Source organism: Chryseobacterium sp. CFS2 (assembly GCF_036543225.1).
Lineage (GTDB): Bacteria > Bacteroidota > Bacteroidia > Flavobacteriales > Weeksellaceae > Chryseobacterium > Chryseobacterium culicis_A.
Genome location: NZ_JAZHQU010000004.1, coordinates 536,024 through 550,860 on the forward strand (window position 1 = coordinate 536,024; position 14,837 = coordinate 550,860).

Genomic DNA, 14,837 nt, shown 5'->3' on the forward strand with positions numbered 1-14,837 from the left:
ATTCACAACACATCATCAATTAATTTGAGCCGGCAATATCCAAAACGATTCTGCCGTCAATCTGACCTTTTTTCATTTTATCAAAAACATCATTAATATCTTCCAGTTTTGCGGCAGTGACCGTAGCTTTTACCAATCCTTCATTGGCAAAATCCAGTGCTTCCTGCATATCTTTTCTTGTTCCTACAATGGAACCTCGGACTGTGATTCTTTTTAAAACGGTTTCAAAAATAGGGAGTTCAAAAGAGCCCGGAGGAAGACCGTTCAGAGCAATGGTTCCTTTTCTTCTCAACACATCTATTCCCTGTTTAAATGCAATGGGTGAAACCGCTGTAATCAATGCACCGTGCATTCCGCCAACTTCTTTATGTAAGTATTCTCCGGGATCTGTATTTTTTGCATTAACGACAAGATCCGCACCTAATTTTTTTGCCAGTTCAAGTTTATCATCTGCCACATCAATGGCTGCAACATGCATTCCCATTGCTTTTGCATACTGAACAGCTACGTGTCCCAGACCTCCGATTCCTGAGATAGCCACCCATTCTCCGGGTTTTGTTTCTGTTTCTTTCAATCCTTTATAAACCGTTACTCCAGCGCATAAAATAGGAGCAATCTCCAGAAAGTTGACATCTGATTTCAAATGTCCTACATATCTTGAATCCGCAATGACATATTCTGCAAATCCGCCATCTACACTATACCCTCCGTTTTTCTGTGCTTCACAAAGGGTTTCCCAGCCCGTGATACAGTAATCACAGCATCCGCATGCACTGTACAGCCATGGAACTCCTACTGCATCTCCTTCTTTTACAAAAGCTTCCGGTCCACAGGCCACCACAATACCTACTCCTTCATGTCCTGGAATAAGAGGCATTTTGGGTTTTGCAGGCCAATCGCCATCCACAGCATGTAAGTCTGTATGGCAAACACCGCATGCGATTACTTTGACAAGGACTTCATATCTTCCGGGTTCTCTTACAGGTACTTCTTCTATTTTCAGTGGCTGGCCGTAGCCTTGAACTACTGCTGCTTTCATTGTTTTTGGAATCATATCTTATTTTTTGGATTGAGTTATTTGGGTTATTTGTTTTTATATCCACTTCTGAACAGATAAGTTCTTTGCGTGAGGGATAGTAAGGGCGGCGAGGAACGAGCCGGTGCGAAATGCAATGAAGCACCGAAACGCAGTGCAGCCCTGGATAGCCCGACCGTTTTGCCCTGGAAAAAGCCAAGGCAATCGGGCACGTCCTAAATAATATTAAAAGAAACCTAGCTTATTCTTGTTGTAAGAAATCAGCATGTTTTTGGTTTGACGGTAATGGTCGAGCATCATTTTATGGTTTTCTCTTCCGATTCCAGATTGTTTGTAACCTCCGAAAGGTGCTCCGGCCGGATATGAATGATATTGGTTTACCCAAACTCTTCCTGCTTCAATCTGACGCGGAATATTGTACAGCTGATGAGCATCTCTGGTCCAAACTCCTGCTCCAAGTCCGTAGATGGTATCATTGGCAATTTTTATAGCTTCTTCTTCATCTTTGAAAGTGGTAAACGCCAGTACCGGACCGAAAATCTCTTCCTGGAAAATTCTCATTCTGTTATTTCCTTTGAAAATTGTAGGCTGAATGTAGTATCCGTCTTCCAAATCTTCTCCAAGGTTATTGACATCTCCTCCTACCAGAACTTCTGCTCCTTCTTCTTTTCCAAGCTGAATGTAAGAAAGGATTTTATCTTTCTGAATTTGTGAGGCCTGTGCTCCCATCATCACGGTTTTATCCAAAGGATTTCCCACTTTGATGGCTTTAACTCTTTCAATCACTCTTTCAATAAAGGCATCTGCAATACCTTCCTGAACCAGCAGTCTTGAAGGACACGTACAGATCTCACCCTGATTAAGAGCAAAAAGTACAGCTCCTTCTATCGCTTTATCTAAAAATTCATCATCGGCATCCATTACTGAATTGAAGAATACATTGGGTGATTTCCCTCCTAATTCCAGGGTAACAGGAATGATATTTTCTGTGGCATACTGCATTACCATACGTCCTGTAGCAGTAGATCCGGTGAATGCTGCTTTGGCAACTTTCGGATTGGTCACTAAAGCTCTTCCAAGTTCAGCTCCAAATCCGTTAACAATATTGATGACACCAGCTGGCAAAAGGTCTCCGATCAATTCCATTAAAACCATGATTGAAACGGGAGTACTTTCTGCAGGTTTCAACACCACACAGTTTCCAGCTGCCAATGCCGGAGCCAGCTTCCAGACAGCCATAAGTATCGGGAAATTCCATGGGATAATCTGTGCGATTACTCCAAGAGGTTCGTGAACAATCAGAGATACAGTGTCTTTATCCAGTTCATTATGAGATCCTTCATCTGCACGAATTACAGACGCGAAATATCTGAAATGGTCAATGGCTAGGGGTAAATCTGCAGCCAGTGTTTCTCTTACGGCCTTCCCGTTGTCTATTGTTTCTACTGTAGCAAGATATTCTAAATTCTGTTCTATCCTGTCTGCAATCTTATTCAGAATAATGCTTCTTTCTGTAGAGGAAGTATTTTTCCAGGTACGGAAAGCTTTATCCGCAGCATCTACAGCCAATTCCAGGTCTTCTTTAGAGGAGTGCGCTACCTGGGTAAATTTTTTCCCGTCTACTGGAGAGACTACGTCAAAATACTGTCCTTTAACAGGCGGTGTGAACTTACCATCAATATAGTTATCATATCTGTTTTTGAACTCCGGACGCTGTAAAAGGGTCGTTGATCTTGGTTCTGTAATAGTACTCATATTAGTTTGTTTTTATTTTTTCGATACCACCAAATTACACTGAGAAGCCAAAAAGAGTATAGCACAATCGTATAAAAAAAGTGTAAAATAGTGCAAGGGCTTCAATTTTAGTATTTTATTAACAGCAACGTACGGTCAAATTTTCTATATTTGAGTTACCTCCGCTTCCAAAAATTTTAGAAATGAATAACAATACTAAGATTTTATTAAATACTCCTGAATTACGTAAGGAGAACCAGCTATTGAGTCTTGTTGAAAACCGGACGAAGTTCAATTTAAACAATTGTGAGTTCAGTATTTATGAAACTCATAAGGCTGCTTTTGATGTAAAACTTCATTTTGAAAATATTGCGTTTACAGCTATGCTGAGAGGTAAAAAGCATATGAAACTGGATAATAAAACCAGTTATTTCGATTATTATCCGGGAGAAAGTATTCTGGTAGCACCGGGCGAAACGATGGTGATTGATTTTCCTGAAGCGGATGAGACTCCTACGCAATGTATTTCATTAAGTCTTAATCCGGATTTTATTGAGGATTCCCTTAATTATCTCAATTACCACCTTCCCAAAGTAGATGAAACCTCACAATGGAATATTCAGCTGGATGAGTATTTTCTGTTTAATAATAAAGCCCTTGCTTCAGCTACCAATAATATTATGAGAATTGCCATGGATGATAATTCTCAAAAGGATATCATGGCTGATTTTGCTCTGAAAGAACTTCTGATCAGACTGATGCAGACCCAGGCAAGGAGTATGGTAGAGAAGAATATTGTAAAGAATAAATCCAGAATAGGTTTTGTGGTGGATTATATTAAACGAAATCTGCACCAGAAATTATCTATTGACAGTATCGCTAAACTGGCTTATGTAAGCAAATCGAATTTCTTTAAAATGTTCAAAGATGAGCTGGGAACTTCCCCTAATGATTTTATTCTGCAGGAGAGAATTAACAGGGCAAAAGAATTGCTAGCCAGCCAGACCAGTATCAAAGAAACTGCTTTTCAGACGGGATTTTCAGATACCAATTACTTCACCAGGGTATTTAAACAACTGGAAGGAATAACTCCGAAAAGTTATCAGGATAGGATGATTATGAGATAGCTAATTGACAATATACCAATAAAAAAGGGCTCCAATTAATGGAGCCCTTCTTATGTAAAAAAACAATAATTACAAAATTAGTAACCTTTATTTTGTTCAATTTTTGGATTCGCCTGGATTGCCGTAATAGGAATTGGCCACTGCCATTTGAAGTTTCCAGCCTCAAGAGTCTGTGCTACCGCTGGTGCACCTGTACCGTCAAAAAGGTCTCCTTTCCCTGATCTCTGAACAGCAAGGTTTAATCTCTTCAATGTGTACCATCTGTCATTTTCAAATGCAAGTTCCAATCTTCTTTCTTTCAGAATAGCATCTAAAAGAGGCTGTCCTGTTTCAGTACCTGGAGTAAATGAAGAATGTCTTTCTGCTCTTAGTTTGTTCAATAAAACAAGAGCCTGTGCACCATTACCTGTTCTGTAATAAGCTTCAGCAATATTCAATAATACTTCAGCAGATCTAAGATATTTAATCGGTACGATGTTAGCAGGGCCACCATTACCAGCATATTTTGTAACGTGGTTGTACTTTTGTCCGCTATATGTACTGGTTGTGAAATAAGCTGCTTTTCTGATATCGTCAGCTGCATAAGCTGTGTATAGATCATAATCTACAACAAACTCAGATCTTAGAGCTGGAACTGACTGGTTATAAGCTGCACCAACAGTATTATTTGGCTCTGCCGCAGCGTTCGATACCTGGAATAATACTCCGTCAGTAATTCTGGATAAACCTTCATTTTCTTTCCAGATTCTTGTAAAGTTATCCAGTGTTGTGATGCTTGGAGAAAGTCCTAATGCTAGTTCACCATATTTAATTGTATTGGTATAATCTCCTTTATAAAGATTTACTCTTGATAACAATCCGTATACAGCTGCTTTGCTTAATCTTCCTTTATCAGCATCATTTTGTGTAATATTATCAACGGCAAATAAAAGATCAGCGATAATTTTATCATATACCTGCTCAACAGTCAGGTTTCGAGATGATGTTGTATTAGAAGGATTATAATTTTCAGCATAATAGATTCCAACAGAGTTTTTAGCACCTGCAGACTGAGTTGGGATTTGAGAATATGCTCTTACAATATCAAAATGAGCGGCTGCTCTTAATGCTCTTGCCTCAGCTTCTATATTTGTTTTCTGCGCTCCTGATAATACTCCGTTATTGATGTAAGACAATACAAAGTTTGCTCTGCTGATTACAAGGTAAGCTGCACTGTATAATCCTGTCGTCTGTGAGTTATCAGAAGAAAATTCAAAGTTTGACGCTGCAAAGTTGGTATTTCTTCCTGAAGCTGTACGGATTAGGTTGTCTGTAGTAAGGTCACCCATAATAAGCTGACTTCCTGTATCACCACTGTAATATCCAGCTCCTTTAAGAACTGTATAGGCACCGTCCATAGCCTGTCTGAATGATTCAGGTCTGGTCATTGCCTGGCTTTGATCTTCATTGATTGAAGAGATCTGATCTAAATTTCTGTCGCAAGACGTTAACGAAACAAAAATGGTTAACGCAGCTAAACTTATTTTTATTATATTCTTTTTCATAAAGCTATTCAATATTAAAATTCTAATTGCAATCCTACCAAGATTGTTTTTACCGCTGGATAAGTATAAAGGTTATATGCTCCAGGAACGAACAATGCTGTAGATTCACCAGATCCTACTGAAACTTCAGGTTCTCCGTGGAATTTAGTTACTGTAAATAAGTTTTGTCCCTGTACATATGCTCTAAGCTTATTGATAGGAGATCCTTCTCCAAGGAACGCTTTATCAAATGTATATCCTAATGTAAGTGATCTTAATCTTAAGTAATCAGATTTTTCAATCCACTGATCAGAATCACGCATACCGTTTGAGTCAACTTTTTGGAATACCCCTGTATCTCCTGGATTTTGCCAAACCTGAGCAGCAGACTGCGCCATGTTTCTACCTGCAACAGCCAATGTTGGGTCAACAGCAGCAGCATACATGTTGTTATACGTATATCCACCTAACTTGAATGCAAAGTCTGCACTGAAATCAAGTCCTTTGTACTGAACTGTAGTTCCGAATCCACCAAAACTTTTTGGGAATGGAGATTTATCAGTAAGAGGAACAGCATTAGAAGCACTGTAAACATTAGTAATATTTCCAGCTTTATCATAATATAATGCATTTCCATTACTTGGATCTACTCCTGCAAATCTAACATTATAGAATACATAAGGAGTTTCACCTACTTTAAGATAAGTATCTCCCAGGTTTCTTTCTGTCTGACCGTCTGCTAACTTATCAAGAACTGATTTCTGGAAAGACATGTTAGCATGTAAGTTCCACTGGAAATCTTTCTGCTTGATTACATCTACGCTAAGCTCAACTTCAAGACCTTTCTGAGACATATCTCCCGCATTGATATACTGGTAGTATCCTCCTTCTTGTTTATCCAAAGGTACAAGCTGTACGAAATCTTTTCTCTTATTTTTGTAAACTTCAACGGATCCACGGATTCTTCTGTTCCACATTGTGAAATCAACTCCTAAGTTGGTGATCGCGTTAGATTCCCATTTAAGATTACTATTACCGATGATAAAGCTGCTGGATGTACCAGGATATAATGCTCCGTTAGCACCATATAAACCATAGCTGACATTGGTTACGTTGTAGTAATCCGGCAGTGTTCCGTCATTACCTGTCGTACCATATGATCCTCTAAGTTTTAAATCATTGATAAAACCACCTTTCATGAATTCTTCCTTCGCGATATTCCAGGCAGCACTTGCAGACCAGAAAATACCACTTTGGTTATTGGCACCAAATCTTGATGAAGCATCTCTTCTCAATGATCCTGTTACCAAATATCTACCTTCATAGTCATAGTTTAACATACCTGCTAAACTGAACAGGGTATTTCTTACTTTAACCCCGGTAAATGTATTTCTGTCAGACGGTGTCGTAATAGATGGAACATTTAATGCTGGAGACTTCAATCCGTAAGCTCCACCGTTCATTGTTTCGTTGTAGTTATCGTTATATTCGATAAATCCTAAGAAATCGAAGTTGTGGCTTCCGTATGATTTTTTATAGTTAATGGAGTTATTCCAAGTATAGTTAAATGTATAGAATGAATTTTTGTTCAATGAACCTGTAGGAACTTTGTTCACTGTGATATCCAGGTTTGAACCTTTCTTCAACCACTGAGTTCCCATGTACCAATCGAAAAGTCCGTTAAAGTTTGTTTTAAACTTCAGACCATCGATAATTTTATATTCAGCGAATAAAGTTACCGGAATTCTCAGTCTCTGATCATCTAATCTGTAATTACGGATCTGCTCAACAACGTTAGAACCCGCTCTCATTGTCTGATTATAGCTTCCGTCCGGGTTGTAAACAGGCTCGTAAGGAGCATATTTATACATTGCTCCAAATGGGTTCTGTGTATTGTTTCTGTCTCTGAAATTTTGTGTTTCCTGATACTGAACACCAAGGTTGATTCCTACGTTCAGTTTTTCACTTAGCTTATTCGTAAATCCGAAGTTACCTGTATATCTCTTAAGACCGTCGATATCTCTGATAATCCCGTTGTCAGAATCATACCCTAAAGAGTAGTAGAAAGTACTTTCTCTGGATCCACCCTGAGCACTGAACAAGTAAGACTGGATGCTTGAAGGCTTCAACAGATCTTTTTGCCAGTTGTGATCAAAAGCAGCAAGTCTGTCCATTTCCTGCTGAGATCTCGGCTTAAATCCAAGGTATCCCAATTGATTCTGGAAATCCATCAGCTCTCTGGAGTTCATCATGGTGTAGTTCTTGTCTCTCAGCTTTTCACTGAAACCAAATTTAGTTTCAAATGAGTAATGAGTTTTCCCGGCTTTTCCGGCTTTAGTAGTTACTACCACTACTCCATTTGCTCCTCTCGCACCATACTGTGCTGTAGCAGCAGCATCTTTAAGAATTGAAATAGACTCTACGTCTGCAGGGTTGATTGCACTGAACTGTCTTGCAGTCATGTACATCCCATTTACTACGTAAGTAGGCTCTGAAGAACCTCCAACACCGGCAATCCCTCTCACCTGGATGGTAGCAGCAGCACCTGGCTGCCCAGTAGTACTTTGTACAAATACCCCTGAAGCTCTACCCTGTAAAGAGTTACCGATAGATGTTGTAGGAGAGTTTCTTCTGATTTCGTCTCCACCCACAACAGCCTGAGCCTGGGTAATTTCATCTGCTTTTTTCTTCTGGTATCCAGTAACGATTACCTCATCGATCTTATTCTCCTTCAGAACAGAATCATTCTTAGATTTTTGCGCAAAAGCAGCTTGTCCTAAAAAAAACAAAGCTCCTGCACTTAATACATGTAACTTCACATTCATATTAACAGATTTTAATATATTCAAGGGACAAATATGTTAATAAATATCTGTAACATCAATTCATTAAATGCTGAAAACAGGCTTCCAGAACGGAGAGATTCACATTGATACTTGAAAAATGATGGGGAATCATTTTAATTGTATTTAAAAAATTAACAAAAAATAAGTCATTTTAAATATTAACGGAATTTTAATAAATTTTAAAATTAAAATCAATTTAAATCAATTTAAAGTAATAGGTTAAAAAAATAAACTTCAATAAATAAAACTTACGAAAAATATAAAATAAAACCCTGCCTGATTTTAAGAGAAAATGTAAAAAAACATATTCAATTTCTTAAAATTTACATAACAAACGACGAGTTTACCCCTCAAAAGACTGTCTTAGAGACAGCCTTTTGAGGGGTAAAAAGAAAAAATTGTTAATTGCTAATATCCAGGATTTTGTTGAATTTGTGGATTCAAATTAATAGCATCTATAGGAATTGGCCATTGCCACTTATTACTTGTGGAAGATAAAGTTGGAGTGGGAGCAGGAGTTCCATTACCATTGCTTAAAGCGCCCTGGTTAGGTCTTGACAAGCTTAATCCTAATCTCTTTAATGTGTACCACCTGTCGGCTTCTCCCATTAATTCAAGTCTTCTTTCTTTTTGAATTTCATCCCATAAAGCAGTACCTGTTAAATTTAACGGTGAATAATCAGAATACCTGGATTGTCTTAAAATATTAAGCAATGCTAAAGCTCTGGCTTGATTAGAACCAAAAGCCGCTTCTGCGCCGTTAAGATAGACTTCAGCTGTTCTAAGATATTTATAATTAACCACATTCGGCAATGATCCTCTCGTATTATATTTAATTACATTAATATAGCTCAGGCCAGAAAATGTACTTACTTTAAAATAAGAATTTTTTCTTACATCAGTAGCTTTATATAAGTCATAGAAGTTCTTGTATACTACAAATTCTGATTTAATGGCTCCACTTATAATTTGATTATAGCAGCTACCAATTGTAACTCTTTCTGCATCTGAATTCAAAATTTCCAATAATGTACCATCTTGATTGGTACTATTCCAAACAGAAGGGAAATTACCTATTGCGCCGACACTAGGAGATATTGCTATAGACTCTTCTGCTGCAGCCAAAGCTTTTACATTATCTCCCATAAACAAATATACTCTTGATAATAGTCCTGCAACTGAAGCTTTATTCAGCCGGCCCTTTACAAATGGAGCAGCACTATTATTAGTGGCTGGTATATTAGCTTTTGCAAATTCTAAATCAGCTATGATCTTTTCATAAACCTGAGAAACATTTAAATTCCTTGTCACCGGAGTATTGGAAGTAGTGGTCATATATGCAATTCCAAGAGAGGTATTTGCATCTGAGGATTGTGTTGGAATTTTACAATAAGCTCTGGCAATATCAAAGTGTATAATACCTCTTAATGCTCTGGCTTCGGCTTCAACTTGTAATGATTCTGCAGAAGTGAGAACTCCTTTATTTAAATTTTCAAGAACAAAATTAGCTCTGGAAATAGCAAAGTAACCTGCTCCATACAATGCTGTAGTCTGCCCGTCATCAGGACCAAATTCCAAAAGCCATGACCTTGTTTCGGTAAGTCTTCCTGATGGGCTCTGGATCAAATTATCAGCAGTTAGATCAGCCATAATATTTTGACTTCCGGAATCGCCACCCGAAAAATATCCTGTTCTTTTCATAGCATCATATACTCCATCTAAAGCAAACCTATAATCAGTATATGATTTAAATGCATTATCCACAAATGTATTGGTATTGGAAAATTGTTCCAAATCCTTATCACATGAAATCGTTGCTATAAAAGCAAGTAATAAACCTGATATAATTATCTTTTTCATTTTTTAAGTTTTAAAATTCTACTTGAACACCAAACATAAACTGTCTTACTGCCGGATAACTAAATAAGGCATATGATCCAGGTACATAAGTTTGATTTGCTGACAATTGATTTTCGCCGGAACCCACTGCCACCTCAGGATCACCTTTAAATTGGGTCCATGTTAATAAGTTCTGCCCTTGAACATACACCCTGATTAAATTCAATGGAATACTTTCGCCCAGGAATTTTTTATTAAATGTATAGCCTATCATTAAAGTTCTAAATCTTAGATAATCTGATTTCTCCAAGAATTGATCAGAATCTCTTAAACCTACTGCAGTTGGCTTTGGAAGAACATTTGTATCGCCCGGATTTTTCCAATAATTAAGGGCATCAATACTCATATTATCCGTTCTAGATGAGGGGTCTTGTAAAGTCTGAGTTTGATAATTATAAGTATACGCTCCTGTTTTGAATGTAAAGTCTGCTGAAAGATCAAATCCATAAATTTCAGCACTAAGACCAAAACCTCCAAAGAACTTTGGAATTGGGCTTTTGTTTGTAAGGTCTTTAATATCTGCAGAGGCATTATAAACATCCGTAGCTGTCCTTCCATTAATTGTATAAAAATTCTCTCCTGTATTGGGTGCTGTTCTATCCGTAAAATATAATGCTTTTCCGTCTGAAGGATTTACCCCTGCATACTCTACAAATCTGTAGAAATATGGGGTTTCACCAATTTTTAAAGCAGTCTCCCCCATATTTCTTTGGGTACTTACTCCGTCAAGAGATGTTACTTTAGCTTTTTGCCAAGATGTATTTCCTCTTAATGAAACTTTTAGATTCGTTTTTCTGATCACATCAAATGTAAATTCAGCTTCAAGTCCCTCGTTACGCATATCACCAAGATTTTTGTATATTGAATAGTTACCTGATTCGTAGGAAAGTGGTAATAGCTGAATAAAATTATTTCTATCTGTTCGATAGACTTCAACAGCGCCTCTAAATCGGCTATTTAAAAAGGCAAAATCTACTCCTAGGTTGGTTGTTTTATTGGTTTCCCATTTTATATCAGGATTCCCTGTTATAGTGGTAGGCGTCATTGTTGCTCCGCTTCCATAATCTCCATAAGAAACATAACCTACGTTAGCAAAGTTTGGAATATTTCTATCATTTCCTGAAGTACCATAAGATGCTCTGACTTTAAGTTCATTAAAAAAGCCTCCATCTAAAAATTCTTCTTTTGCAGCATTCCAGGCTAAACTACCACTCCAAAATACTCCAGATTTATTATTGGCCCCAAACTTTGAACTTTTATCCCGACGAATAGAACCTGTAACTAAATATTTCTTTTGATAATTATATTCGAACAAACCTAATAGAGAGAATAACGTGCTTTTTACTTTATCTCCGGTAAAAGTATTTTTATCAGATGGAATGGTATTCGAAGGAGCATCTGAATTAGGATTTTTATAATTAGTTCCACTTGCAGTAATATTTTCTGTAAACTCACTATTGAACTCTACAAGACCGGTAGCTCCAATAAAATGATCTCCTAATTTCTTTTTAAAATCTATTCTATTTCCATAAATATAATTGAATGAATAAAAAGTACTTTTTCTAAGTGTCCCTAAGCCAGCTGCTCCATTTACGATAACATCTAATTGAGATCCTCGTTTCAGGTCATTCGTATTTACTAAATTATCATATAATGAGTTAAAATACATCCTGTAAGACAGATCTTTATTGATTTTATATTCACCAAAAATATTTCCGGTAGCTCTTAACCTTTGGTCATAATCAACATTATTCCGTAATGCTTCAACAATATTAAAACCTTGTCTCAAATCATAATTATAGGATCCGTCCGAATTATAAACCGGTTCAAATGGATTATATTTGTACATGGCACCAAATGGACTTTGGACATTATTTCTATCCCTTATATTCTGAGTATACTGGTAAGCAGCTCCTAAGTCTAAACCTACCTTTAGTTTATCACTTAAGTTATTTTCAAAATTAAACCTACCAGTGTATCTATCAAGTCCATTAATATCTCGAACAATCCCATCATCTTTATCATAGCCAAGGGAATAGTAGAATTTATTTTTATCACTTCCCCCTCTTGCTGAAAACAGATAACTCTGGAGAAAAGAAGTTCTTAAAACATCTTTCTCCCAACTATGATCCAGCTTTAGTAAAGCCTCTTCCTCCGCTGTTGTATAATCAGGTAAGCCTGGTAACCCCAAAGCTCTCATTTCTCTTTCATATTGTAATTTCTGAGCAGCATTCATCATTTCAAAATTCAATTCCTTATTTGAAATTTTTTGAGAGAAGCCTAATCTATTTTCAAATGAGTATTGCGTCCTGCCATTCTTACCTCTTTTCGTGGTTACAACGACAACTCCGTTAGCTCCTCTTGAACCGTATTGTGCTGTCCCCGCAGCATCTTTCAGAATGACTATACTTTCTACGTCATTACCATTAACAGCATTAAATTGTCTTGCTGTCATATAAATCCCGTCCACTACGTACAATGGTTCTGAATTTCCCGTAAACCCGGCAATCCCCCGAATATTAATCTCAGCGGTTGATCCCGGCTGTCCGTTTCGTGATTGAACATATACCCCCGATGCCCTTCCCTGTAGCATATTCCCTACAGAGGTAGCAGGTGTTTGTGTTTTTAATTCTCCAGCTGTAACTGTAGATTGTGCCTGGGCAATTTCATCTTTTGCTTTTCTTTGATACCCGGTTACAACAACCTCATCAATTTTATTAGCTATGGTATCCTTGCCCACTTTCTGTGCAAAAGCAGTCTGCCCAAGAAAGAACATAGCTCCTGCACTCCATACGTATAATTTCATATTCATATTAACATATTTTAATATATTTTAGGAACAAATATGTTAACAATCCTTAACAACATCAAATCACAACATACTGCAAAACAACATGTTAAAACGTATTTAATTCATAGTAAATACTGAAAAATGGCAGCTCCAGCAGAGAAACCATTCTATTGATTTAAAAAATAAACGATAATAGAAATTTGACAGAATTTTGACAGGCGAAAAAAATATTATGAGGTTTCACTTTATTGGAAAAAGCGGTAAAAAAAATCAACAAAACAAAAATTTCCGATTAATAATATCCAAAACAAAATAGTTAATATTCACGTAAAAAGCATCAAAATACCCCACAATGAATGATAATACTTCACAAAAAACAGCAAAAAAACAAAGCATCCCAAAATATGAGATGCTTTATGTATTAATTTTCTAAAAACTTATGGTTGATAATGATAATATCTGGCTCCAATTAAAACAGGATTTTCTACTTCAATCGAAACAAGCCCGAAACCTTTATAATTTCTGTTTACAGATTCTCTCAATTGTTTTCTATGAAGTTTTTCATAGGTTTCAAAATCAACAGCTGATCTCTGATTTAAATTTTCGAATAAATGCCATTTTTCAACTACTTTTCTCCAGTTCTCAGAAACCTTACCGGCAAACACTTTTGATTTCGAACCGCTTCCATAGCCTACAAAACCAATTTCTTTTCCTGAAAGTTCTTCATTTTCATTAAAAGAGGTTTGTAGTGCAGAAAGAAAAGCCATAAATATAGATGCTGTATACATATTTCCTATTTCTGAAGAGGCTCTCTGGCTCTTTTCTATCTTATCATTAATTAATTTCAGATAGTTTTCTGATTTGGCAACCGCCTTCTGTTCTTCTGCTGTTTCATAGGACAGACCATTTTCAAGGCTATATATTTCAGTAAAGACCCTTTTCCCATGGAAAGCATAGGGAAGATGGAAAATAATATGTTCCCAGTTTTCATAAGGTTTATTCTGCCCTGTGATCTTTTTATAATGATAATAAGCTTCTTTTATTCTATCCTGATAGCATTGATTAGAATATTGTCCGTCAAAAACAGGCTCATCTGTAAAAACTTCAACCTTGTCAGGATATGTTTCCGGAGCTCCATTCAAATCTTTTTTCTTATATAATCTTCGCGGCTTGAAAAAATCAAAGACACTTTCTGAAGCAACGCCCCAGTTATTTTCAATTTCAAGAAGATCCGGTTTTGATGAAACCAAAAGAGCGACAGCCCCACCTCCTTGGGTATATTCTCCTGAAGAAGCCAATTCATATTTTGCATAATCACTGGCAATCACGACTGCTTTTTTATCAGGATTTACTCTTACAAAATCCAGAGCATTATGTAGTGCATCCACTCCTCCTACACAGGCAAAAGTCATATCCAGTACATCACAGTTTCTGAAACATCTTGTCCCAAATTCTTCTTCCAATACTTTTTCTACCATTTGCACAGCGTAGGAAGCCGTAGGTTTTGCTGCATCCACCGCACTTTCTGTTCCCAAATATACTCTTGCTATTTCTTCAGGATTGATTTGATAATCTTTTATAAGCTTCAGTAATGCTTCTGCTGCAAAAGTAGCGGCGTCTTCGTGAACATCAGAAAGTCCCATTTTATGAAGACCTAAGCCTTTTTCCAGTTTCGCCGGTTCTATTCCTCTTTTTTCTGCTAAATCCTTAATCTCCAAATATAAACCAGGCACATAATAGCCCGCTGCTTCAATTCCAAAACTCATAATTGTCTAAATTTTAAACGAATTTATGAAAGATAATGCAAAAAACAGTGGTTAAAAATGCTGATTTTTGTAATATCATTAAAAACCAATGGATTTTACCATATAATCTGTCCAT

8 protein-coding genes are annotated in these 14,837 nt (G+C 36.9%); 1 reads left to right on the top strand and 7 read right to left on the bottom strand.

Annotated elements, in window-relative coordinates; translation table 11 throughout:
- Positions 1 to 19: 19 nt before the first annotated feature.
- Both adhP and ODR02_RS12300 read right to left on the bottom strand, forming a co-directional pair.
- Positions 20 to 1,054 (bottom strand): alcohol dehydrogenase AdhP, encoded by a 1,035-nt coding sequence (gene adhP / locus ODR02_RS12295; protein WP_209788196.1) that lies wholly within the window; start codon positions 1,052 to 1,054, stop codon positions 20 to 22.
- Between the two features lie 207 nt (positions 1,055 to 1,261).
- Positions 1,262 to 2,791 (bottom strand): aldehyde dehydrogenase family protein, encoded by a 1,530-nt coding sequence (locus tag ODR02_RS12300; protein ID WP_105681085.1) that lies wholly within the window; start codon positions 2,789 to 2,791, stop codon positions 1,262 to 1,264.
- 182 nt (positions 2,792 to 2,973) lie between these two features.
- On the opposite strand from ODR02_RS12300, the gene ODR02_RS12305 reads away from it, so the two are divergent.
- Positions 2,974 to 3,897 carry an AraC family transcriptional regulator gene (locus tag ODR02_RS12305; RefSeq protein WP_309512614.1) on the top strand — a complete coding sequence of 308 codons (924 nt, stop codon included), beginning with the start codon at positions 2,974 to 2,976 and terminating at the stop codon, positions 3,895 to 3,897.
- 77 nt (positions 3,898 to 3,974) lie between these two features.
- Here the strand turns inward: ODR02_RS12305 and ODR02_RS12310 are convergent, their stop codons facing one another.
- The 5 genes from ODR02_RS12310 to ODR02_RS12330 form a co-directional block, all read right to left on the bottom strand.
- Positions 3,975 to 5,441: a RagB/SusD family nutrient uptake outer membrane protein gene (locus ODR02_RS12310; RefSeq protein ID WP_309512615.1), complete on the bottom strand. Its 1,467-nt coding sequence runs from the start codon at positions 5,439 to 5,441 to the stop codon at positions 3,975 to 3,977.
- Between the two features lie 14 nt (positions 5,442 to 5,455).
- Positions 5,456 to 8,245 carry a SusC/RagA family TonB-linked outer membrane protein gene (locus tag ODR02_RS12315; RefSeq protein ID WP_209788176.1) on the bottom strand — a complete coding sequence of 930 codons (2,790 nt, stop codon included), beginning with the start codon at positions 8,243 to 8,245 and terminating at the stop codon, positions 5,456 to 5,458.
- Between the two features lie 429 nt (positions 8,246 to 8,674).
- Entirely contained in the window at positions 8,675 to 10,126 is a 1,452-nt protein-coding gene (locus ODR02_RS12320) for a RagB/SusD family nutrient uptake outer membrane protein (RefSeq protein WP_309512616.1), read from the bottom strand.
- 10 nt (positions 10,127 to 10,136) lie between these two features.
- Positions 10,137 to 12,977: a SusC/RagA family TonB-linked outer membrane protein gene (locus ODR02_RS12325; RefSeq protein ID WP_309512617.1), complete on the bottom strand. Its 2,841-nt coding sequence runs from the start codon at positions 12,975 to 12,977 to the stop codon at positions 10,137 to 10,139.
- 416 nt (positions 12,978 to 13,393) lie between these two features.
- Positions 13,394 to 14,722, bottom strand: coding sequence for a hydroxymethylglutaryl-CoA synthase family protein (locus ODR02_RS12330; RefSeq protein ID WP_309512618.1), 1,329 nt, complete (start codon positions 14,720 to 14,722; stop codon positions 13,394 to 13,396).
- Positions 14,723 to 14,837: the final 115 nt, after the last annotated feature.